Genomic DNA, 21,224 nt, shown 5'->3' on the forward strand with positions numbered 1-21,224 from the left:
CCGGTGTCAAAATCCGGGTGGAAGGGTGGAGGGCGCGGGTGGCTACGGCGCCAGATCAAGCGGACGCTTGATCTGGATCTGAGCTAGCAAGATTACTTCCAAGCCCTCGTGCGATACCATTTGGTGATCACGTATTTTGTGCCCTTCACGACAGGCGTGCCGGCGTGCATCAGCGCTTCGTTCGGCATGCCTTCAGGTGTCGCATTGTTCCATACGAGCAGCACGCCAGCTTTCGGCTCAATATTGATGCCAAGCTCGGTGAAGTGTGTACCGCCGCCTTCTTCGACATTGTTGAGATAGGCCATCGCCGTCCAGCTGCGTTGTCCGCCGCGTTTGCGTTCAAGCTTCCAATAGTCTTCGCTGGTGTAGAACCAATCGTTGTGCGGCTTGAATTGCTGGCCGGGCAGATATCGCTGGCCCTGAATGGATTCGCCAATAATCGGGTTCACACCCAACAGATCATCAATCCGGCGCGAAATCCCTTTTACAAAACTGTCCTCCGGATCAAGATCTCCGGAATAGCTCGTGCGAAACCCCGCATCATACCCAAGTTCGTGCAGCGAAGAGGGCCGCGCGACCAGATCGATCATGATGCAAAGCCGCTCGCATTCTGCTGGCGTCAGAAAATCGCCAATCGCGAACATATCAGCTTTGTCAGTCTCAATCTGATAGGCACCCGGATCAGCCGAAAGCCGCTCTCGCACTGATTTGCCCAGTTTCGCCAACGCGTCTTTGTCGGGGATGATTGCCGTCTTCGCCATGCCGATTACCTACCAAGTCGCAATCTGCGCGCAAGGCGTTTCGGGCAGAAAAAAGCCCCCGCAAGATTGCTCTTGGCGGGGGCTTTTCAGCGTTAGGGTAATACGATCACCAGAAGAAATCGTGGATCACATCAACCACTTCACCGGTATATATATCCACTAGGACGACATCGTCATAATACCGTACCCATTGGTAAGGACCATAGACCGGCGGCAGGCGGAATGCCCACGGATCATGGATGAAGAAGCGATCCTGATAGAACAAGCTATCGAGGAAAAATCCGATCCGAAGCCTATTGTACCGGTGCGCGCGGAACGGGGCGTGATAACGGCCCAGACGGAAGAGCGAGCGGTTCGCCCGGCGATAATTGCGCCAGCCAAAGCGGCGATCCGCCCGCCATCCGCGCCGATCCCAGCGACGGAAATCGCGTCCGCGTTGGAATTGGCGTCCATTGCGGAAACCGCGATTGTATGAATAGCGGTTGGCCCGGCGCGCCTCGCGGCGATCAAACCGACGATCAAAACGGCGTTCTGCTCTGCGCTCGGCACGGCGGTCGGCGCGGCGTTCTGCTCTCACGCCGTTGCGGAAGCCATTGCGGCGGGCGCGGTCCACACGGCGTTCCTGCCGACGATCAAAGCTGCGGTCACGGCGATCCTCAAAGCGGCGATCGCTGCGATTGTTGAACTGGCCGCGGTTGCCGCGCCGATCGATCCGGTCCGCTCTGCGATCACCGCGCCGTTCAATTCGATCAGCCCTGCGATCGCCCCGGCGCTCGATCCGGTCCGCACGGCGATCACCGCGCCGTTCGATCCGGCCAGCTCTGCGTTCAGAACGACGATCCACCCGATTGGCTGCGTTGTTGCGGCCCTGCCTGTCGAGACGATCTGCCCGGCGATCACCGCGCCGCTCAACACGATTGGCCCGGTTGCCGCTGCGACGATCAACTCTGTCTGCCCGGCGTTCGCTTCGGCGATCAACGCGGTCTGCTCTGCGTTCGCTCCGGCGATCTACACGATCAGCGCGAACGCGGCTGTTTTGCGAACGCTGCACGCGGCGTTCTTGGCGGCGCTCTGCGCGGCGACCTTCATCGACTGCGGTGTAGGTAATACCTTCGCGGCGGGCACTGGAGCCTCTGCGCTCGCTGCGTCGTTCCTGACGGCGCTCTGATCGTGCTCCGCGATTGGCGCGCTGGCGCTGTCCGCGGTTCTGGCGAGCCTGCTGGCGATTGCCGCGACGTTCCGCGCGGCGCGCTCTACGATCCTGCCTGTCTTGCGCACTTGTGTTCTCGGCCATTGCCTCAGCCGTTTCCGCCGCTTCTGCCTCCTCGGTGAGAGGCGGCGCGACAAAGGCGAGCGCGAACGCGAGGGCGGAAAGCGCACTGCCTTTCAAAAGAAGATTGATACTCATAAGAGCCTCCAAAAGCGCCGCCCCACCACTTACGGCTCGTTCATACGTGTCTGTGCAGCGTTAGTACGTTGACGTCGCTGTCATCAGGCTTAACCGCTCGGTAAGGCTTCTGTTCATGTTTGAAGCAATTAATCTGAACGCTGTCTCGCGATGGGGCAGATCGCGCTTGACCCACGCGACAGGGCCGCCACATGGACGCGCATGTTCGAAACTCTCGACGATGTTCGCCAGGATTGCATCAACCGTTTGATCCGCGCAGCCAAGGATCGCAAATCGCCCATGCATACGCCCGCTGTCATCACCAGCGATGTGGATGCGCGCACCATGGTCTTGCGCGAATTCGACAGCGCGGCATGGACCTTGCGATTCCACACAGACACCCGCGCGCCGAAGGTTGCTCCGATTGAGGCTGACCCGAGGATGGCCGTGCTGCTTTATGACAAGGGAGCCAAAATCCAGATCAGAGCGAGGGGCGAGGGCGCTATTCTGCGCGATGCACCGGTGACCAAGGCTGCATGGGAAAACGGATCAAACTTTGCGCGCCGCTGCTATATGGGCGATGGGCCTGGTGTGGTGAGCAGCGCGCCCACTTCAGGGCTGCCAGTGGAGTTGGAAGGCGTCGAACCGACGGATTTCCAGCTTGAACCAGCGCGTGACAACTTTGCCGTCTTGTTGGTGACTTTGACCGAAATTGACTGGCTGTATCTGGCCCACACTGGCCATGTGCGAGCGCAGTTTTCGCGTATTGAGAGCGGTGAATGGGCCGGGCGCTGGGTGAGCCCATGAACGATTGGCAGGTTTGAGCACGCGTGAGCGCTCAGGCGGCTGCGCTTTCGTATGCTCCGCCTCCAGATTGTGCCTCGCTTGTGTCTTGATTCTTTTTGCTGCGTTCCACGCGATTGCGCCCGTTCTGCTTTGCTTCGTACAGCGAGCTATCAGCTCTTGCGAAGAGCGATTTGTATCCCTCACCCGGCCTTAGGCCAGCAACCCCAAAGCTCGCTGAGATCCGAACATCGAGCGTTGTGTCTGCGCCCAACCTGATATTTGGAGTTTCCGTGCGCAATCGCTCTGCCAACCTTACGGCGCCGCTTTCGTCACAATCGTAAACAAGGATACAGAATTCCTCACCGCCAATTCGACCGGCAAAATCCCCGCTGCGTATCGTTCTGTTGATGAGTTGCCCGAACTCAGAAATCGCCACGTCGCCGATTTGGTGTCCCCAGATATCGTTCACATTCTTGAAGTGATCGATGTCTCCCACAATCATGGACAGTGGTGTCTGCTTTTCATGCGAGCGCAAAATTGCCTCGTTCACCTCTTCTTCGAAGGCTCTTCGCGTCAACAAGCCTGTCAAAGGGTCGGTGACCATGGTCTGCTTTTCGGCAGTGAATGCATCAGTGACGCAAGCGGCGATGAAGGCAATTGCAAGCCCTAGCGAGTTCACCGCGACGGTTGCATTCAGTGCAGAATAATACGCCGATTGCTTGTAGGTTTCATGCTCGAGCGCGCCTTCAATCATAAATGAAAGCGTCGGCCGCACAAAAAATTGGACTGCAGTGAGGGCGAGCATCCAGAACACCAGTTTATTCGCGATGCTGTGATCTCGCGTTGACGCGGTAGCCTGTGCCCCTAGCATGAAAAGTATACCGTAAAGCGTGTTCGCGATGTACAAATCTGAGCTTTCAAACTTGCTGAATAACTGGCCGACCACGATCAAGACCGCGCCAATTGCACCGGCAGACCAAATGAGCGTGAAAGGCAGTCTTGCTCCCACGCGGCTCGCCGCTGCCCAGATCAAAAGGACAGTTCCTGTGAAATAGGGGATGTTGGTGATACTGAGGCCGGGCCGCCCATAGCCCACGGGCATCAGCTGAGAAATCAGAAAGCCGATGCCAAGCATCAGATATGCACCGGCAAACGCCAGCACCTCCTTGCGCGACCTTTCCCTTTGCCAAATGGCAAAGAAAGTCACGGCAAAGATCAGCGCGATCAATGGATTGACCAGGCCGAGAATGGCGTCCCGCATTATTGCTCCTTATCGAAGCTGCGGGACTATCCAAACAGAGTTAAGGCAAGGTTAGGGCCAAGCCCGATCACCGCGTCAATTTTTTGTAGGCCAATCGCGTAGGTCGATCAGCCGCATCACCGAGACGGCGCCGCTTATCTTCCTCATACGCCTCGAAGTTCCCCTCAAACCACTCGACGTGGCTGTTCCCCTCAAACGCAAGAATGTGCGTTGCGAGGCGATCCAGGAAGAAGCGGTCGTGCGAGATGACCACGGCACAGCCGGCGAAGTTTTCGATGGCTTCTTCGAGCGCGCCCAAAGTCTCAACGTCGAGATCGTTGGTCGGCTCGTCCAGCAGCAGGACGTTTCCGCCTTGCTTCAGCATCTTGGCCATGTGCACGCGGTTGCGTTCGCCGCCTGACAGTTTGCCGACATTTTTCTGCTGGTCTGCGCCCTTGAAGTTGAACGCACCGACATAGGCACGGGTCGAGGTGTCGTGGCCATTGACCTGCATGTAATCGAGCCCGTCGGAGATTTCCTCCCAAACGTTCTTTGATGCGTCGAGATCATCGCGCGACTGATCGACATAACCAAGGTGGACTGTGTCGCCGATTTCGATCGTGCCGCTGTCGGGTGTTTCTTGGCCGGTAATCATGCGGAACAGCGTGGATTTGCCCGCGCCATTGGGGCCGATCACGCCAACAATGCCGCCGGGTGGCAGCATGAAAGACAGGTTTTCGAACAGCAGTTTGTCGCCATAGGCTTTCGATATGTTTTTTGCCTCGATCACTTTGCCGCCAAGGCGTTCCGGCACCTGAATAACGATCTGCGCCTTGCCCGGCTTGCGATCGTTCTGCGCGTCCTGAAGCTGCTCAAACTTGCGAATACGCGCTTTCGATTTGGTCTGGCGTGCAGAAGGTGTCTGCCTGATCCATTCCAGTTCACGGGCAAGCGATTTCTGGCGACCCGATTCCTCGCGCGCTTCCTGCTCCATGCGCTTGGCTTTCTTCTCGAGGTAGGTCGAGTAATTGCCCTCATAGGGGTAGTAAGAGCCGCGATCGAGTTCGAGGATCCACTCCACCACATTATCGAGGAAGTAGCGATCGTGCGTGATCATCAGCACGGCGCCTGCATATTCCTTGAGGTGGTTTTCGAGCCATTCGACTGACTCGGCATCCAAATGGTTGGTAGGCTCATCAAGCAGCAGGATTGACGGCTTCTGGATCAGCAGCCGAGTAAGCGCGACGCGGCGTTTCTCCCCGCCAGAAAGGTTGGTGACGGGCGCATCGGATGGCGGGCAGCGCAGCGCCTCCATCGCGATTTCGAGCTGGTTATCAAGAGTCCAGCCGTCGACCGCGTCGATCTTTTCCTGAAGGACGCCCATTTCTTCCATCAAAGCATCGAAATCGGTGTCTTCGCCCGGATCGCCCATTTCGGCCGAAATCGCATTGAACCGCTCCACCATTTCCGCGGTTTCGCCAGCGCCTTCGCGCACGTTTTCAAGGACGGTTTTGCTCTCATCAAGCTGCGGCTCCTGCGGGAGATAGCCGACAGTGATATTCTCACCCGGCCACGCCTCGCCGGTGATGTCAGTGTCGATCCCGGCCATGATCTTCATCAGCGTCGATTTGCCCGCGCCATTGGGACCAACGATGCCGATTTTCGCGCCTTGGTAGAATTGCAGATTGATGTTCGAGAGCACCGGTTTTTGAGCACCGGGGAAAGTCTTCGTCATGTTCTTCATGACATAGGCGTATTGCGCGGCCATTTGGCGGATCCTTTTGATCGGGAATCTGAAAATTTCGTGTGATTGCCCGCGCGAAATAGGGATATGGGCGCGGCGGGGCAAGGAGAGTTCTAGCGAACCTTGTTTGCAGGATTAATTCACTTCTTCGCACAGCTCCTAAAGGCGCTCTTAACCTTATCGACCTATCCGATGACAAAGGGAACGTGACGGGTCGATGCAAACGCAAATTCTTGGACTTTTAACGCCGCTTATGACGCTGTTTTTTGCAGCAACGTTCGTGGTGTTCTGGCGCCTTGGCCGCATGAAGCGGCATGTGCTTGGCTATGGCATCGCCTTTGGGCTTGCAGCCGTGGCTTTCCTCATCACGCATTTATCTCCCAGCGATGCGTTCTATGTTTTCCATGCGACGCAGGCGTTTTACAGTCTGAGTGCGGTTTTCCTTCTTGCCTCGGTCTGCGAGCGCGCGGGCGTTCAGCTGCACCTGCCAAGCATGGCAGGCGTCTACATCCTGAGCGCGTCGATGCTCGCGCTGACGGTCAGCGTGTCCGATTTTGCAGGGCCTAGGCTTGTCATTGTCAACACCGGTTATGGCGTGATGTTCGCGATGGGCCTTGCGACGCTTCTCACCGCACGGCGTCGCAGTTGGATGGATATGGCGATCATTGCCGTCATTGCGTTTCAGGCGGCTGATTTCCTGATCAGGCCAACGCTCACTCTCACACTCGAAGGCGCAATCCCTGCCGAGGTCTATCGCGAATCCATCTATTATTCGCTCATCGGGCTTGTCTTGGGAATAAGAGGCGTGATCACTGCGGTTGTCTTTATGGGAGCAACCGTCGCCGAATGGACGAAATCGGTGCGCGAAAGCAATGATCGCGATTCCTTGACAGGGCTCCAAAATCGCGCGGCTTTCGAGAAATCCATGAGCGAGCTTTTGACCCGTTCTCAGGATGAGGAGCGACCCGTCAGTCTGGTTGTCGCCGATATCGATCACTTCAAACAGGTCAATGATATCTGGGGCCACCAAGCGGGCGACCACGCGCTCGCAGGTTTTGGTGGGCTGATCCAGAAAATGGTGCGCGGATGCGACTTTGCGGGTCGGGTAGGCGGTGAGGAATTCTGCATAGCGGTTTGGAATTGCGAGAACGAACCGGCGGAACGATTGGCCGAGCGCATCAGGCGGGCATTTTCCCGGCTTGAACACGCTGAGATAAATCGGGAAGTTTCTCTGACGGCAAGCTTTGGTGTTGCGACCGTGCGACCGGGCGAGACATATGATCGTCTTTTCGCAAGGGCTGATGCGGCATTGTATGAGGCAAAGTCGCTAGGACGTGACAGGGTGGAAACTGCAGAGCGGATGAAAGCCTCGGACGATGTTCGCTCGGCTGTGCCATTCCCGCTTGAGATCAACCCGGCCAGGGCAACGGGATAACGTTTCTCCTCCTGGAGGGTATCCAAAACGAGGCCATCTTGCGCAATTTTGACAGGCCTCAGCCTTCGTTCAGTTGGTTCCTCAATTGCGTGTTTCCCCCGAGGAGAGGTGTGGCGGTGCCCTAAGCACTTCGCGCTAGGAGCGTTTGCGGAAACAAACAAACGCCATGCAAACCGACATCCTGACCTCAGTCATTCTCGTAATGGCAGCCGTGTTCGCGGGATTATTCGTGGCGCTCTGGCGGCAGGAAAAGCACAAGCGATACATCCTGACATACGCCTATTGGTCCGCTGCTGTTGCGACATGCATCGCGCTGCAAGCATGGGTAATCAAAGATTTCGGAGTGGTGGAGCTCGTGGCCTACCATGCTCTTGCATCATCTGGCGTAATTGCATTGCTGTGGGGCGTTGAAACACGCCAGGACCGTTCCGTGCCGATGGCCGGCTTTATCGCTGTGACGGCTTTGACGGGAGTTTTGATCGCATTTGCCCGCGCTGCCGAAGTGCAGATGGTGGTTATCATGTCGCAGAACTTCAATTCCGGGCTGTTGTTCACCATCGGTGCTTATGCTTGCTGGATGTCGGGCAGGGCGAGCATGGCTGACCGCGCCTTGTTTTGGGCATTCATATTGCTTGCCGCCTATTCGATTTTCCGCCCTTCGGTGACGATGGTCCTCGCCTCAACAATGACGATGGAAGAGTATCAATCCTCGATAATGCTCACCGTCAATCTTGCGATGACGGCCATTCTCAGCCTGATCGTGTCGCTTGCACTCATTGCGACCGTCATCACGGACAGGCTTGAAGAGACAAAGGAGGCTGCGACACAGGATAGTCTCACCGGGCTTCCCACGCGCGGCGCTTTTGAGCCGCTCGCCAAACAGATGCTGGGGCGTGCTGCCTCGGAACGGGTCGTGGCGAGTTTGATCGTCGGAGACATTGATCATTTCAAACGGATCAATGACACATTCGGCCACTCGGCAGGCGACCGCGTGATCAGCAGTTTCGGCGCGCTTATTGCTGAAAGGATCAGACCGGGAGATGCCGCTGGAAGGATCGGCGGGGAGGAGTTTTGCATCATCGCATGGAATTGCACCGAGGAAGGCGCATGCGCGCTCGCGGACCGGCTGCGGTTTGCCTTTGCCCGCATACAGCACCCTGACCTGCCCGAGGGCGAGATGGCAACAGCCAGCTTTGGCGTTGCGGAATTTCGCATTGGTTCCGACTATGCGCAGAGCTTTAAACGGGCAGATGCAGCGCTTTATCGCGCGAAACGCCATGGCAGGAACTGCGTAGTTGGCGATCAATTCGGGGTCTTCACGCCGGTCGTTTCGAGTGATGATGAAAAGACCGGCGAAATTGACAAGTCAGGCGCGCAGATCGTCCGTTTGCCTAACCGCCAGATTTCGAGAAGCAGCTAGTCCTCGTCGCGCCCGTAGTCGAATCTCAGGCGCTGATTTGGTGGGGTGATCGTCGACTCATCGATGGATTGGCACTCAGGCGTAAACTCGGCGCAAATGGGCAAAACCCATAAGACTCGCGCCAATAAGAGTGGGCAGGGTTTCGTCGATTCCAAAGCCCTCTGCAAAAAACGCGCTCGCGATGAAAGCTGATCCAAGGCCCGCTGGCAGGAGGAAGCTTGTCACTCGCGCGCTCGAATACCGCACGGGCACGCTCATTGAAATTGCTATGGCCGCGATGCCCAGCGCCCAGTGCACTGCTTCAATTTCGGCGATTGTGCCTGCTATCGGAAGCGCAAATGCGAGCAGCGGCAAAGCGAGGCAGTGCAGAACGCATGCAAAGCTGAGCAGAACCGCCGCGCGGTCAGATTTGACGCTTTGTCGCAAAAGAGGGCCTTCAGCAGAATGGAAGAGTTGGCCCGCTGCTATTGGCCCAGGGCGACCGCGTCAATCGCAATTGCACGCCGCGCCACGGGGCGGTGTCCTTCGTTATCGCTCAGATGAAAAAGCAGATTTTGCCGAAATGGTCGGGGAGACTGGATTCGAACCAGCGACCCCCTGTACCCAAAACAGGTGCGCTACCAGGCTGCGCCACTCCCCGACTCTATTTCAGCTGCTACGCTTTTAACTATCAAAAGACGCCGTTTGGTGGGCCCGGCAGGATTCGAACCCGCGACCTAGCCGTTATGAGCGGCCAGCTCTAACCAACTGAGCTACAGGCCCGGTTGTCCCCAAACGCGATCTTGAAATAAGTCATCGCTAGCGAAGCAGCAAGGCCCCTACAGCGCGTTTTGCAAAGACACAAGCGGGCATCGGCCCTGCTTTGCCGCTTTTGTGATCATTTTTTCACTGAAGCGAGAATTTCCGCGACATTTGTGCTCTTCACGCCGCGGCGATCAAGGTAGGCATAGACGGTTCGAAACCAATCATAGATCGCATCCACCTGCGCCTGCGTCTTCGCGTAAGGCGTACATCCGGGCTCCAGCGTCGGGCTGTGGAATGAGAGGACGATCAAGTCCAACCCATCGTCGAGTGCTATATCGATGCCGCGAATGGCCTCCTCGGCTGTTACGCCTTCGGGCGTTAGCGCGATCCGCTGGAGCAAGCCCAGATTCGCGAGCGCTCCGAGCAGTGAAGGCGCTTTGCTTTCCAGCGCCTGGAGCGGTCGGCCCAATTCTCTCAGAACTCCCCAATAGACGCTGGTGATCGGCAGTTCGAGCAGACTGCGCTCCCTGTCCGCCCAATAGGCCTGAGCCGGATGGCGCGAAAAATCAGGCCCATGCTGCGCGGTGTAATCGAACAATGGGCGAACCGATGTATCAATAGCGATTCCGGCATTACGGAGAATGGACGCCGTCGCACGGCCAGCGCCATACCGTCCGGCGCGATAGATGAGCGGCGAAATGCCCGTCGCCTCGATAACCTTAGCATGCAATTGCTCAAATTTCGCCGCTTCGAGTTCGGGTGACAGATTGCCGGCATAGGAATTGAAATCACTCACCGCCTCGTCAAAAGGCGGGTTCACCCAGGGGTGTAACTGCATTCCCAGATCGGCCGATTTTGACTTTGCCGCGCCGCCTATGATCTCCATTGCTTGCGCATCGTTCGCGATCGGCCAATCGACAAGAAAGACGGGATGCGCGCCGATACCTTCGCAAAAGCTCTGAAAATGGGCGATCTTTGGAATGTGTTTGAGAGTGTGCCCGTCGCGACTGAAGGGGGCGTTCCAGTCGAATTCTTCTTCGGTATCAATGGTCAGCAGGACGCGCGGGCCAAATCCGGCCTCAAACTCTGCTGCATCGGCATTTGCCGGCGGATCGAGTATCGAAATTTCGCTCATTCCCCGACTGCAATCTGCGCGCCTATGCCCGCTTGCGCAAGCACACGCCGGGCCTCATCCACCTTGTCAGGCGAGATTGTGCATGAATGCATCACCGTTCAGCTTTGGCAGGGTGAGCGTTACGGTCCCGTTATCGCGCTGCAAGTGTCCACCCGCTGATGCCGCTTCAGCGCGTGCCAGCCTCAAAGCAAAGCCAGCACCAAAAAGACCTGCATTGATGGCGCTGCCAATGGGTTTTGCCTCTGCTGCAAAGATGTCTTCTTCCATGGCTAGTTGCGATGGCAGATCGCATGTCAGAGCAATCAGGTGCCCACGACGTTTAAGGCGCGCTTTAAGCACCTCCCCTGTCGCGCAGCCGCCTGCCAAAGTGGCCAGAAATCGCCACAGCAACGTCTCTGCATCGTCCGTGTCGAGCGAGACCACAAATGCGCCTGTCTCAGCGTCTTCTAACTCCAACCCTGCCATACGCGGGCTCAACACCTGCGTAAGTTGATCGGCGGTTCGCTTTACCAAAGCGCCAAGATCGGTTTCGCCGGTTTCGAGATCGAGCGTTCCGGTCTCCAGCTTAGCCAACCGGTCCAGCTCCTCAAACCCGGCCAGAACATGAGCAGCATCCGCAGCAATGACAGCGGCCAAAGCGCGGTATTCATGGGGGGCCGGGCCGAAAAGCTGCTGCTGGATAACCTCAGCATAGCCTTGGACCGCAGTAACGGGTGTGCGCAATTCGTGCAGCAATTGGCGGATCTTGTCAGCTTCCTGCTGTGCTGGCGAAGGCGTGTCATCCTCTGTTTGTGCAGGACGACGGAACCTCCCAACATAGCCAGCAAAGCTGCCATCATCGGTAAAACGCGGCTGGGCATCTACGATCCACGTGCCCTCGATCGCGCCAGCACCCGCCAGCGTCTTGCTGACACTTAGTAGCGGTTGGCGCCGAGCAAAGGCGTGTTCAAGCGGGCTTTCCTGGCCGATCGCGCCCATTTCCGGCTGCGAGATAAGGCGCGTGCCAATAACCATGGCGGCAACTTCGGGTTCGGCCCATTCGATCCGCCCGGCAGCATCAGCTACGAAACCGAAGCTCTGCGCTTTGCGGCTTTTTGGCTGAGTGACTTCTCCAAGAGGTAGGCGAGGCGATCGATCGGCATCTTCGGCAACTTCTTCGCGCGTTCGGCGGAACTGAGCGATCCGTTCGACCAATGCGGAAATTTCGCTGCGTTCCGCTTCGGTTTCATCAATCGGGGCATCCTGATCCAAGGCGCCATCGCCGAATGTGGGATCGAAGTCCTCGTGTGCGTCGAGAGCGCGATCAGGGAAAGTGGAAGGTACGCCTTCTGTCGCAAACCGCTCGGCGGGCGGTGTTTCATCGCCAGCGCCTGCCTGCATGGGTGAAGGCAGCCCCCGGTCATAGACGCCCAATTGATCGAGCAATTCCTCGACATTGACCGGCAAATCCTTGCGAAGCCTCAGAAACCCGCGTGCACGCACGGGCAATCGGGGGATCAAATCGGCCCAATCATCCTCGGTCAAAGTGGCTCTGTTGAGAGCGGCCGATGCCACTTCGGATTCGTGCTCAGCCAGGTGCGCAACCAGTTCAGCGTTGCGAAAGCGCCATCCACGCTCCCGGATCATGAATGCCCGATCTGCCGACGGAATCTCTTGCGCCAATGCGCTCATCCGCAGCCATGCTGCCGCAACGAGACTTGGATCGCGGCCGTATTTTCTGTTGCCCAGAATATCGAGCAATTGGCGAAACTGTGTGCGCTGCCCAAGATCGCTGTCGGTGCGCTGTCGCAGCACTGTCGCAAGGCGATCATCGAAGAACATTCAGGCTCCTAATTGGGCAGACGGCGCGCAATGCGGTGCGCCTTAGCGCACAGTTTGGTGATTCATCTACCAGTTCGGGAGGCTTGTCCCATGTTGGGTTTCATCATGCGTTGCAAAGCGGGACAATTGCTGCCAGACATAATAATATTAGGCGAGTGCGCGAAACGCGACGCCTGTTCTTACGTTTTTGTGCAGATGCGTGTTTCTTTTCGCACTTGGCCAAGAGCAGATCCGGAGTTTGAGCCCGAATGGCAAATCTTGATGATATCGACAAACGTCTGCTCAGCGAGCTGCAGGCCGAGGGGCGCGTGACCAATGTTGAATTGGCACAGCGCGTCGGCCTTACCGCGCCGCCCTGTCTCCGCCGTGTGCGAGGGCTTGAAGAAGACGGGGTAATTCGCGGATATCACGCCGATCTCGACCCATCCAAACTGGGTTTCGCAATCACGGTTTTTGCGATGGTGAGCCTTAAAAGCCAGGCCGAAGGCGCGCTTCGAGAGTTTGAAGAAGCGATGCGTGATCTACCCGAGGTTCGCGAAGTCCATATGCTCAATGGAGAGATTGATTTTATCCTGAAGATCGTGAGCCAAGACCTTCAAAGTTTTCAGGAATTTCTTACCGGCAAACTGACGCCAGCGCCCAACGTGGAGAGCGTCAAGACATCGCTGACCATACGCACGGCGAAATACGCACCGGGAGTGCCACTTTAGAATTTCTTCAATAGGAGCGGTTCCATGAGCGAGATGTTCGGCGAAGAGAATGCTGCCGCTGGGGTGGGCGTTCTTGATGAACCGCTGACCGGCAAATGCCTTTGCGGTGCTGTTTCTATCACTGTTCAATCCATGCGGCGCGAAGTGGACGTGTGCCATTGCGAGATGTGCCGCCGAAACTACGGGAGTTTCGCTGCGATGGTCGCCGGTGCCGATTTCACCATCGACGGTGAAGATAGCGTCGGCACTTACAAATCAAGCGATTGGGCAGAACGCTGCTTCTGCAAGAATTGCGGAAGCGCGCTGTTTTATCGTTTCATCCCGACCAACTTCTACAGCTTTGCTGCAGGCCATTTCGAATTGCCCGAGGGCCTGCCAATCAAGCAGCAGATTTTCGTTGATGAGAAGCCGGACTGGTATGATCTTGCGCAAAAAAGTCCAATGAAAACAGGTGCTGAGATCATCGCAGAAGCGGAAGCATCGGGCATCAGTTTCGAGTGAGGTAAAGCTGATGCCAAGCGGGTTGAGTGCAATTCATGGATGAGCCACCGATCGAGATCGAAATTGCGGAGCAAACGCAGACGGGCGGAGTGGCTGCTGGTGCGCCGGCTGAAACAGAACTCAAGATGGAAATGCGTGATGATGGCACAGTTGTTATCGACCTCATGCCGCTTGCGCCTCCGCCCCAAGACTGCGTCGAAGAAGAGCCTGACCCGTTCAATCCGGAAATCATCGTGTGCGCCAGGACCCAGCCGTCACCCCGGTTCGGGGCGCAAAACCTCCCGACGGATGAAGATCAATTTGGCAGCGCAGTCCCGCGCGCTCGCCTCAAATTGTCGGACAATGCCGAAGCGGAGGCCAATGCCATCAATCAAGGCGTAGGTGGCTGGAACGCAAATGGCGGCGAAGTGCGCTTGAAAATCGATTTCTAGAGCAACGGCGCTATGGCTGAGCGCCAAATTCATAGGCCCCGATATCGCATTCAGCCCTGCGGCCCGGTGCGGCGGGTACAGAGCGCGCAAATCCGCGTTGATCGACGGAGGCACAAGGCGCGATGATGCTTGTTCCGCTCTGGAAGAAGCGCGCACCGTGATCGTAGATACCAAGTTCCGGCGTGTCGCGACCGTCGGCTTGGCGTTCCAGCAACAGATCGATGCTCCTCAATTCCAGAGTGGGGCCGAATGAATCGCTGGACAGGTCGCGAAATGGATTGTTGAACTGCCTCGCAAAGATATCGGTGGGCCGAGCCGTCTTGAAACAGCTTGATCCTTCGGTCCTGAGATAATTGCTACCGAGACTCTCAATTGTTCCCTGCGTGCTGCACACTGATCTGAAGGGTCGGTCCGGTTCACGGATAACCTCAGTCCAGATGATTGAACGATCAACGGTAATCCGGCCCGTTTCCTTGACGTTGAAATGTCTCCCTAGCTGGTTCTGGAAGCTCGCGTTTGTGATTCGAAATTTTGCTCCAAAACCTGCTGCAATCCCAGCGTCGAGACCGTTGCCTGAACCCTTCAGCTCAGTAGGCCAGCGAGGCCCTGCTCCCGAGCGATTTTCATTGAAGCTAGAATTCGACACATTGACGCTCGCGTTTTGAGCATAGATTGCACCGCCACGCGCCCCGTAGTTCTGGATAAAAGCGGTTCGTGATATCGAACTAAATCCGTTGCGTGTTGCGATCGCCCCGCCGCTCACGCCACCGACTGCGGCACCTCCTACGCCCGATCCATTGTTGAGGAATGCGCTCTCTACAATCCGCATTGTCCCAAGGTTTTCAATACCCGCTCCAGAGCCGAAGCCCCGACTGTGATTTCGGGCAATGATTGTTCTGTTCAGTCTCAAGCTACCGCGATTCAGGATTCCCCCACCTGCGCCGCTAATTCTGTCGGGTGTATCCACGACGACACCACCAGTTATCAGAATGCAGTCTATTTCCACCCGGACGTCGCTCCCATCTTCGCGATCATGGATATCTAACACACGGCCCTGACCCATCCCGTCAATGCGAGCGATTGGAGGGGTGCCGGGCAAAAACTCATAATAGTCCCGGCCGGCTCTGTCGAACACCTGATCGACACTTGTGACGCATTCGCCGGGGCGATCGAAATTCTCTGTGGCGATGATCAGATCGTCCGTAATGTCGAGATCGCCCACGCCTGCAATGGCCTCGTCAGGTTCTTCGGCCACGGGTGCCCCGTCATAGAGCGAATACTGCGCCGGGGGCACGGCGACTGAATTGATCCCGGGTGTTGCATTGGCCTCCATGATGGCAGCCCTGAGAGTGCACCTTTGCTGCACCTGATTTCCGCGCAAATCGAGACCTGGGCCCGCAGAGCAAATGCCATCGCCGGGGTTAAGGTCGGGAGCATTTTCCGCGCTGTTAACCTGAAACGCCCCTTGATCACTTCCATCACAATCAAGCGGCTGCCCTTCCACCCGCCTTGTAAATGTACCTGATCCGGGGAAGCGCTTGCTGGCGGGACCCGATGAAGCCTCGTAATCGACGGTATAGCTGTAACTGACGACGCCGCGGCAACGCGCAATCTCTACAGCTTCAATCCAGCTGTTGGCAGACTGCTCTTGCAATGGCAGAGTTTTGCCATCGATATCAATCGAAACAGCGCGAATGGTGTTGCCGCGTCCGGGCTTGGTTTCAGCAGCGAATATCTGCGAATTGACCGGGCTGTCATAGAGAAGTGTCCGCTGCGTCCGGTCGGTCAAAGAGACAGAGCACCCTGCGAGCAGTCCTGAAGTAATGATGATCGGGAAAATACCGCCTGACCGGGCGAAACGACGCTTCAGCATTTCAACACTCACTTTTCTTGTTTCTGCGCAAAAGAAAAGCGAACCGAAGGTTTCGTTATTGACCTGATACTGAACGCAAAAGCATCAGAATGTCAAATAGTTGGGTCTGATGGCGACCGAGCTTTGGGTTTATATGACGGTGGGCTAAGGGTGGCGATTAAGTAAACGAAAGCACGCCAAATCGATTTTAGTGCAATTTCAGCCTCGGCCGGACGATGCGGTTTACCCGGCCTATGATCATCAAGCCGAAGCCCTTAAGCCAGCCGTGGATTGCGAGCAGGTGCATCCGGTAAAGCGAGGTGTAGATAAAGCGGGCCATACGACCTTCCACCGCCAGCGCGCCGCCGACGAGATTGCCCATCAGGCTGCCCACGGTTGAAAAGCGGCTGAGCGAGATCAGCGAGCCGTTATCCTTGTAGACGAAGGGCTTAAGCTTGGCCTCTTTCTTGCGTTTTTGAGCTTTCACTTTGCGCACGAGATTATCGTACACGACATCGGCCATCTGGTGTGCAGCTTGAGCGCGGGGAGGGATGGGGCTTTCGCCGCCCGGAGGCACGAATGAGCAGCAATCGCCAAACGCGAAAATGTCATCATCGACAGTGGTTTGCAAAGTGTCGCGAACGAGGATTTGATTGCGCGGATTGGTCTCCAATCCAAGCTCGGCAAGGAAATCAGCGCCTTTAACGCCAGCCGCCCAAACCATCATATCGGCATCGATGACTTCGCCGCGATGCGTGGTCAGCCCTTCGCGCGTGGCCTTGATGACTTGCGTGTTCTCTTTGACATCGACACCCAGCTTGATGAGCTCTGATTTGGCCGCGTTGGACAGGTCTTCGGGGAGGGCGGGCAAGATGCGCGGGCCAGCCTCCAACAACGTCACTTCCAGCCGGCTTTCATCAAAAACTTCAAGGCCATAGTGAGCCAGGGCGTTCGCTGCATTGTAAAGTTCTGCCCCCAGCTCAACGCCCGTCGCTCCGCCGCCGACAATAGCGACCTTGACGCGAGCATCGGCTTTTGGATTGGCGCTCATCGTGCGGCTGACGCGCAGGCAGTGGTTGAGGAGTTTGGTGCGAAACCGGTCCGCTTCGGGGCGGGAATCGAGGAATATGCAATGTTCGGACACGCCCGGCACGCCAAAATCGTTCGACACCGACCCTACAGCAAGCGCGAGGTAGTCATAGCGGATCGTGTGGCTGCCGATCAGTTCATCGCCGTGCTCGTCATCGACAGGGGCAAGGCTGATTGTTTTTGCCTCTCGGTCGATGCCATCGAGGCTCCCCTGAAAGAAGCGATAGCCCCAACGGTAGCAATGCCCGCGATAGCCGACCTCATCGAGGTTCGCATCAAGCGATCCGGCGGCCACTTCATGCAGCAAGGGTTTCCAGATGTGCGAGGGGTTTTTGTCGACGAGGATGATATCGTGATGCTTGCGCCCAAAGCGCGCGCCCAGCCGTCGGACAAGCTCAAGCCCGCCTGCACCGCCGCCGACCACGACGATCTGCGTCTTGCGGGGCTTACTAGGGTCTTGCGCGATGGCGCCGTCGATGTCGTCGGTCGCCGGGTCATTCGCCGCATTGGGCAAGCTCGCTGCTTCTGCTTTCGCCGGATTGGTTGCAGGGTTTTCCATCAAGGCCGTCCGTCATCTGAGCGGAGTATTTCCGCCAAGTAATCCAAGCCCGACAATGCTCAAGCAATGCCGCGCAACACACTTTTCGCCATGGGGAGGTTGATGCTGATTAGATCAACTTGCCGCCCGCGCCAAGCAGGCGAGCGCATGTGTGCTTTTGAGAGACAACGGATGAGCAGTGACTTAGTGCCCGGCGCGACACGAAGTGCGGTGCGGTGCGATCAATCCTCGCGACTTTCAAGCCATTCTTCCAGCCATTTGATCGAATAATCGCCGTGCAGCACATCTTTTTGGTGGAGCAGTTCGCGGTGGAGCGGAATGTTCGTTTTGACGCCTTCGACCACCATCTCTTCCAACGCCCGGCGCAATCGCATGATGCAGCCTTCGCGGTCGCGGCCATAGACGATCAGCTTTGCGATCATGCTGTCGTAATAAGGCGGAATGGAATAGCCTGCATAAAGGCCTGAATCGACGCGAACATGCATGCCTCCGGCCGGGTGATAGTAAGTGACCTTCCCGGGCGAGGGAGCAAATGTGAACGGATCTTCCGCGTTGATCCGGCATTCGATGGCGTGGCCTCTGAATTCCAAATCCTTTTGCGCGACCGACAGCGGCTTGCCATCGGCAATACGGATCTGTTCGCGCACCAGATCAACCCCGGTGATTGCTTCTGTCACAGGGTGTTCGACCTGAAGCCGTGTGTTCATTTCGATGAAGTAGAACTCACCATCTTCCCACAGGAATTCAATCGTGCCCGCGCCGCGATAGCCCATGTCGCGCATGGCCTGTGCGCAAACCTCGCCCATGCGTTCGCGTTCTTCGTCCGAGATGACTGGGGAGGGGGCCTCTTCCAGCACTTTCTGGTGCCTACGCTGCAATGAGCAATCCCGCTCGCCAAGATGGATCGCGTTGCCGTTGCCATCGCCAAATACCTGAAATTCAATGTGGCGCGGATTGCCGAGATATTTCTCGATATAGACAGTCGCATCGCCAAAGGCAGCCTTGGCCTCGGACCCCGCCTGGCTCATCAGGCTCTCGATCTTGTCCTCGCTTTCGCAGACTTTCATCCCGCGACCACCACCGCCTGATGCGGCCTTTATGATGACGGGATAGCCGATTTCGGAAGCGATCTTGCGGCCCTCTTCGGGGTCTGACACTGCTCCATCTGATCCGGGAACGAGCGGCAGGCCCAATTCGCCAGCCGTTTTCTTTGCCTGAACCTTGTCGCCCATGGTGACGATGTGCTCAGGCTTTGGCCCGATCCAGGCTATGTCGTGCGCTTCGACCTTTTCGGCGAATCTCGCATTCTCGGACAAAAAGCCGTAGCCCGGGTGGATTGCGTCGCATCCGGCAACCTCGGCAGCAGAGATAATGGCTGCGTGGTTGAGATAGCTTTCTGCCGCCGCTGGCGGGCCAATGCACACTGCGTGATCGGCAAGGCGTACATGCATCGCGTCTGCATCAGCTGTAGAATGCACCGCGACCGTTTCGATCCCCATTTCGTGGGCTGCACGGTGGATACGCAAAGCGATTTCGCCGCGATTGGCGATCAGGATGCGGTTTATTGCCATGACTGGATTATCCGATGACGACGAGCGGTTGGTCAAATTCAACCGGCTGCGCATCTTCAACAAGGATCGCCTTGATCGTGCCTGATTTGTCGGCGGAGATCGGATTCATGACCTTCATCGCCTCGACGATGAGCAAGGTGTCGCCTTCAGAAACGCTGTCACCGACTTTCACGAAGGCGGGCTTGCCGGGCTCTGGCGCGAGGTACGCAGTGCCAACCATTGGCGATTTCAAGGCATCTGAGTTATCGGCGGCAGGCGTATCGCTTGGCGCTTCTGCTGCGGGAACGGGTGCTGCTGCAACGGGCGCAGGTGCCGCTGGTGCAGGCGAGAATGTTGCAGCTGGTGCTGCCGCGACCGCGCCACCACGTGCAACGCGGATTTTGCGATCATCATCCTCAACTTCGATTTCGGTAAGACCGGTTTCGGCAAGCAATTCCGCCAGTTCGCGAACCAGTTTGATGTCGACATTCATGCCGGAAGATTTCCCAGCGGCAGGCTTCTTTGTCGTAGCCATGCATACCCCTTTATTCGGCCACTAAGGCGGCCCCATGCTTAGTTGACGCGGTGACTATTGACGCAAATTGCGGCTGACAAGTGGCAATCGGCGTATTTCATCGATTTGATTGCGCCAGCTCAGACTTCGCCCGACGCCACCGCTTCGAGCGCGATGACATATGAATTGGCCCCTTGCCCTTCCACTGTTTTTGCCGCTGCCATCCCCACAAAGGATGTATGGCGAAAACTTTCGCGTGTCTTTGGATCGGACAAATGCACTTCGATCACGGGAGTTTTGATTGCCTTGATCGCATCAAGCAGCGCGATTGAAGTGTGAGTGTAGGCAGCTGCGTTCAGCAAAACAGCGCGCGCACCTTCGGCTTGCGCTTCATGCAGCCAATCGACCAGCATGCCTTCATGGTTGGTTTGGCGCATGTCTATGGTGAGACCAAGTTCGCGTGCGCGATCTTCCAGCATTCCTGCGATCTCATCGAGCGTGGTCGAGCCGTAAATCTCCGGCTCGCGCAGTCCAAGAAGGTTCAGATTAGGACCGTTAAGGACGTAGATAGTCTCAGGATTACTCGCCATAAGCGCGCCTTAGCGTTTAAGGTGCGGCTGCGAAAGGGAGGGCGATCTTAAGTGATAAGGCAAGTTACAGCGTTGTTTGCCGCATGCTGCATCGCGACTGGTGCATTGGCGCACGAACCACCTGATATTGTGGGTGAGGCGGCGGCTGCAATCGTTGCTCAAGACGCTGAAGCGCTTGATTCCATGCGTTTTACAGCCTTCGACCTGAAATTGAAGCCTATCACAAACGCGGCATTTCTTCAGAAGCTTGACGGGTGCGAGATTGTCGCTGAGCACGAGCGCGGCGAAGTCTCAATGGCGCACGAAATCCACTATGATTGCCCGAACAAGCCGAGCCCGCCGATAAAGTGCGCCAAGGATACGCTGGTGGTTGCGATTGATCGGGCGAGTTCGCCAGATGTCACTGCCAACTTACAATATCATCCGCTCGACACGCCCGAATGCAGGCGTCCGCAAGTGCCGGGCCCCGGCTGATCGCTCTACCGATCCACGCCTTTCACTTTGCCCCACTGGCGCGCAGCCGTGTAGCCGAGATAGCCAGTTCCAAAGAGCATGTAGAGCTCTTCAGGAAGCCCGCCGAGATAGGCGTTCATGCCTTGGGCGATATCGCGCGCGGCGCTGGGGTCGAAAGCTGACAGCACACCCATGGGAAGTGCCGTCAGGATCAGGACATACATGACATAAAGAAAGCTTGGGCGCGCGCGACTGGTCCATGGGTCTTTCGATTCAGCTTCTGCGACGATGGCTTTCAATCGCGTCTCAATCAGGTTCATTTCCTGCGAGCCTTCGAGCTTGAGCAGCTCCAATTGCGCCTTTGCGCGGGCTTCCTTGTCGGGAATGATCTTGTCGAGGAGGGACGTGATCGGACCGATAAGAGTTTCGATGATAGCCATTCTTGCGCGCTCCAACTGAGTTGTGATTCGCGAGAATGGCTAACCAATATGGTACAAGTAGG

General features: G+C 56.9%; 20 protein-coding genes and 2 tRNA genes. 7 read left to right on the top strand and 15 right to left on the bottom strand.

Features of this window, described 5'->3' with window-relative positions:
• Window positions 1-92: 92 nt before the first annotated feature.
• Together AUC45_RS00005 and AUC45_RS15815 are read right to left on the bottom strand one after the other, a co-directional pair.
• Window positions 93-761 (bottom strand): 2OG-Fe(II) oxygenase, encoded by a 669-nt coding sequence (locus AUC45_RS00005; protein WP_067596646.1) that lies wholly within the window; start codon window positions 759-761, stop codon window positions 93-95.
• A gap of 106 nt (window positions 762-867) precedes the next feature.
• Window positions 868-2,169: an RcnB family protein gene (locus tag AUC45_RS15815; protein ID WP_233998476.1), complete on the bottom strand. Its 1,302-nt coding sequence runs from the start codon at window positions 2,167-2,169 to the stop codon at window positions 868-870.
• 150 nt (window positions 2,170-2,319) lie between these two features.
• Here AUC45_RS15815 and AUC45_RS00015 point away from each other — a divergent pair, with 150 nt between their 5' ends.
• Complete coding sequence (locus AUC45_RS00015) at window positions 2,320-2,955, top strand: pyridoxamine 5'-phosphate oxidase family protein (protein ID WP_233998477.1); 636 nt, start codon at window positions 2,320-2,322, stop codon at window positions 2,953-2,955.
• 31 nt (window positions 2,956-2,986) lie between these two features.
• Here the strand turns inward: AUC45_RS00015 and AUC45_RS00020 are convergent, their stop codons facing one another.
• Both AUC45_RS00020 and ettA read right to left on the bottom strand, forming a co-directional pair.
• On the bottom strand, window positions 2,987-4,195 hold the full coding sequence (locus AUC45_RS00020) for a diguanylate cyclase (RefSeq protein ID WP_067596648.1): 1,209 nt from the start codon (window positions 4,193-4,195) through the stop codon (window positions 2,987-2,989).
• A gap of 67 nt (window positions 4,196-4,262) precedes the next feature.
• Window positions 4,263-5,942, bottom strand: a complete 1,680-nt coding sequence (ettA, locus tag AUC45_RS00025) for an energy-dependent translational throttle protein EttA (RefSeq protein ID WP_067596650.1) — start codon at window positions 5,940-5,942, stop codon at window positions 4,263-4,265.
• Between the two features lie 193 nt (window positions 5,943-6,135).
• On the opposite strand from ettA, the gene AUC45_RS00030 reads away from it, so the two are divergent.
• Window positions 6,136-7,353 (top strand): diguanylate cyclase, encoded by a 1,218-nt coding sequence (locus AUC45_RS00030; RefSeq protein ID WP_067596652.1) that lies wholly within the window; start codon window positions 6,136-6,138, stop codon window positions 7,351-7,353.
• 166 nt (window positions 7,354-7,519) lie between these two features.
• The gene (locus AUC45_RS00035; protein ID WP_067596654.1) at window positions 7,520-8,773 is read left to right on the top strand and encodes a GGDEF domain-containing protein; all 1,254 of its coding nucleotides are present in this window, start codon (window positions 7,520-7,522) and stop codon (window positions 8,771-8,773) included.
• Window positions 8,774-8,848: 75 nt separating this feature from the next.
• Here the strand turns inward: AUC45_RS00035 and AUC45_RS00040 are convergent, their stop codons facing one another.
• From AUC45_RS00040 to AUC45_RS00060, 5 genes are all read right to left on the bottom strand, one after another.
• Window positions 8,849-9,199: a MerC domain-containing protein gene (locus AUC45_RS00040; protein WP_067596656.1), complete on the bottom strand. Its 351-nt coding sequence runs from the start codon at window positions 9,197-9,199 to the stop codon at window positions 8,849-8,851.
• 137 nt (window positions 9,200-9,336) lie between these two features.
• Window positions 9,337-9,413, bottom strand: a tRNA-Pro gene (locus AUC45_RS00045).
• A 45-nt stretch (window positions 9,414-9,458) separates the two neighbouring features.
• Window positions 9,459-9,535, bottom strand: a tRNA-Ile gene (locus tag AUC45_RS00050).
• Between the two features lie 115 nt (window positions 9,536-9,650).
• Window positions 9,651-10,652: a polysaccharide deacetylase family protein gene (locus AUC45_RS00055; RefSeq protein ID WP_067596658.1), complete on the bottom strand. Its 1,002-nt coding sequence runs from the start codon at window positions 10,650-10,652 to the stop codon at window positions 9,651-9,653.
• A gap of 66 nt (window positions 10,653-10,718) precedes the next feature.
• The gene (locus AUC45_RS00060; protein WP_067596660.1) at window positions 10,719-12,473 is read right to left on the bottom strand and encodes a histidine kinase dimerization/phospho-acceptor domain-containing protein; all 1,755 of its coding nucleotides are present in this window, start codon (window positions 12,471-12,473) and stop codon (window positions 10,719-10,721) included.
• Window positions 12,474-12,721: 248 nt separating this feature from the next.
• Between AUC45_RS00060 and AUC45_RS00065 the strand changes: the two genes are divergently transcribed.
• The 3 genes from AUC45_RS00065 to AUC45_RS00075 are packed head-to-tail and all read left to right on the top strand — an operon-like array spanning window position 12,722 to window position 14,115.
• Window positions 12,722-13,183: an Lrp/AsnC family transcriptional regulator gene (locus AUC45_RS00065; RefSeq protein WP_067596662.1), complete on the top strand. Its 462-nt coding sequence runs from the start codon at window positions 12,722-12,724 to the stop codon at window positions 13,181-13,183.
• Window positions 13,184-13,207: 24 nt separating this feature from the next.
• On the top strand, window positions 13,208-13,684 hold the full coding sequence (locus AUC45_RS00070; RefSeq protein WP_233998478.1) for a GFA family protein: 477 nt from the start codon (window positions 13,208-13,210) through the stop codon (window positions 13,682-13,684).
• A 35-nt stretch (window positions 13,685-13,719) separates the two neighbouring features.
• The gene (locus AUC45_RS00075; protein ID WP_067596664.1) at window positions 13,720-14,115 is read left to right on the top strand and encodes a hypothetical protein; all 396 of its coding nucleotides are present in this window, start codon (window positions 13,720-13,722) and stop codon (window positions 14,113-14,115) included.
• 10 nt (window positions 14,116-14,125) lie between these two features.
• On the opposite strand, the gene AUC45_RS00080 is transcribed toward AUC45_RS00075, so the two are convergent.
• From AUC45_RS00080 to AUC45_RS00100, 5 genes are all read right to left on the bottom strand, one after another.
• On the bottom strand, window positions 14,126-15,988 hold the full coding sequence (locus AUC45_RS00080) for a hypothetical protein (RefSeq protein ID WP_067596665.1): 1,863 nt from the start codon (window positions 15,986-15,988) through the stop codon (window positions 14,126-14,128).
• 187 nt (window positions 15,989-16,175) lie between these two features.
• Entirely contained in the window at window positions 16,176-17,615 is a 1,440-nt protein-coding gene (locus tag AUC45_RS00085) for an NAD(P)/FAD-dependent oxidoreductase (RefSeq protein ID WP_082700885.1), read from the bottom strand.
• Window positions 17,616-17,836: 221 nt separating this feature from the next.
• A complete protein-coding gene (gene accC / locus AUC45_RS00090) occupies window positions 17,837-19,186 on the bottom strand; it encodes an acetyl-CoA carboxylase biotin carboxylase subunit (RefSeq protein WP_067596667.1) in 1,350 nt (449 codons plus the stop codon).
• A 7-nt stretch (window positions 19,187-19,193) separates the two neighbouring features.
• The gene (gene accB / locus AUC45_RS00095) at window positions 19,194-19,700 is read right to left on the bottom strand and encodes an acetyl-CoA carboxylase biotin carboxyl carrier protein (RefSeq protein ID WP_233998479.1); all 507 of its coding nucleotides are present in this window, start codon (window positions 19,698-19,700) and stop codon (window positions 19,194-19,196) included.
• Between the two features lie 119 nt (window positions 19,701-19,819).
• A complete protein-coding gene (locus tag AUC45_RS00100; protein WP_067596668.1) occupies window positions 19,820-20,269 on the bottom strand; it encodes a type II 3-dehydroquinate dehydratase in 450 nt (149 codons plus the stop codon).
• Window positions 20,270-20,320: 51 nt separating this feature from the next.
• On the opposite strand from AUC45_RS00100, the gene AUC45_RS00105 reads away from it, so the two are divergent.
• Window positions 20,321-20,743, top strand: coding sequence for a hypothetical protein (locus AUC45_RS00105; protein ID WP_156423695.1), 423 nt, complete (start codon window positions 20,321-20,323; stop codon window positions 20,741-20,743).
• Window positions 20,744-20,748: 5 nt separating this feature from the next.
• Here the strand turns inward: AUC45_RS00105 and AUC45_RS00110 are convergent, their stop codons facing one another.
• Complete coding sequence (locus AUC45_RS00110; protein WP_067596672.1) at window positions 20,749-21,162, bottom strand: holin family protein; 414 nt, start codon at window positions 21,160-21,162, stop codon at window positions 20,749-20,751.
• Between the last annotated feature and the right edge of the window lie 62 nt (window positions 21,163-21,224).

This window comes from Erythrobacter sp. YT30 (assembly GCF_001542875.1).
Taxonomy (GTDB): Bacteria; Pseudomonadota; Alphaproteobacteria; order Sphingomonadales; family Sphingomonadaceae; genus Erythrobacter.

Excerpts from the sequence above, each read along its gene's own strand:
- AUC45_RS00100 (WP_067596668.1), bottom strand. The coding sequence starts at position 20,269 with ATGGCGAGTAATCCTGAGACTATCTACGTCCTTAACGGTCCTAATCTG.
- AUC45_RS00035 (WP_067596654.1), top strand. The coding sequence starts at position 7,520 with ATGCAAACCGACATCCTGACCTCAGTCATTCTCGTAATGGCAGCCGTG.
- ettA (WP_067596650.1), bottom strand. The coding sequence starts at position 5,942 with ATGGCCGCGCAATACGCCTATGTCATGAAGAACATGACGAAGACTTTC.
- AUC45_RS00020 (WP_067596648.1), bottom strand. The coding sequence starts at position 4,195 with ATGCGGGACGCCATTCTCGGCCTGGTCAATCCATTGATCGCGCTGATC.
- AUC45_RS00005 (WP_067596646.1), bottom strand. The coding sequence starts at position 761 with ATGGCGAAGACGGCAATCATCCCCGACAAAGACGCGTTGGCGAAACTG.
- accC (WP_067596667.1), bottom strand. The coding sequence starts at position 19,186 with ATGGCAATAAACCGCATCCTGATCGCCAATCGCGGCGAAATCGCTTTG.
- AUC45_RS00015 (WP_233998477.1), top strand. The coding sequence starts at position 2,320 with ATGGGGCAGATCGCGCTTGACCCACGCGACAGGGCCGCCACATGGACG.
- AUC45_RS15815 (WP_233998476.1), bottom strand. The coding sequence starts at position 2,169 with ATGAGTATCAATCTTCTTTTGAAAGGCAGTGCGCTTTCCGCCCTCGCG.
- AUC45_RS00030 (WP_067596652.1), top strand. The coding sequence starts at position 6,136 with ATGCAAACGCAAATTCTTGGACTTTTAACGCCGCTTATGACGCTGTTT.
- AUC45_RS00085 (WP_082700885.1), bottom strand. The coding sequence starts at position 17,615 with ATGGAAAACCCTGCAACCAATCCGGCGAAAGCAGAAGCAGCGAGCTTG.
- AUC45_RS00055 (WP_067596658.1), bottom strand. The coding sequence starts at position 10,652 with ATGAGCGAAATTTCGATACTCGATCCGCCGGCAAATGCCGATGCAGCA.
- AUC45_RS00070 (WP_233998478.1), top strand. The coding sequence starts at position 13,208 with ATGAGCGAGATGTTCGGCGAAGAGAATGCTGCCGCTGGGGTGGGCGTT.
- AUC45_RS00110 (WP_067596672.1), bottom strand. The coding sequence starts at position 21,162 with ATGGCTATCATCGAAACTCTTATCGGTCCGATCACGTCCCTCCTCGAC.
- AUC45_RS00060 (WP_067596660.1), bottom strand. The coding sequence starts at position 12,473 with ATGTTCTTCGATGATCGCCTTGCGACAGTGCTGCGACAGCGCACCGAC.
- AUC45_RS00080 (WP_067596665.1), bottom strand. The coding sequence starts at position 15,988 with ATGCTGAAGCGTCGTTTCGCCCGGTCAGGCGGTATTTTCCCGATCATC.
- AUC45_RS00075 (WP_067596664.1), top strand. The coding sequence starts at position 13,720 with ATGGATGAGCCACCGATCGAGATCGAAATTGCGGAGCAAACGCAGACG.
- AUC45_RS00065 (WP_067596662.1), top strand. The coding sequence starts at position 12,722 with ATGGCAAATCTTGATGATATCGACAAACGTCTGCTCAGCGAGCTGCAG.
- accB (WP_233998479.1), bottom strand. The coding sequence starts at position 19,700 with ATGGCTACGACAAAGAAGCCTGCCGCTGGGAAATCTTCCGGCATGAAT.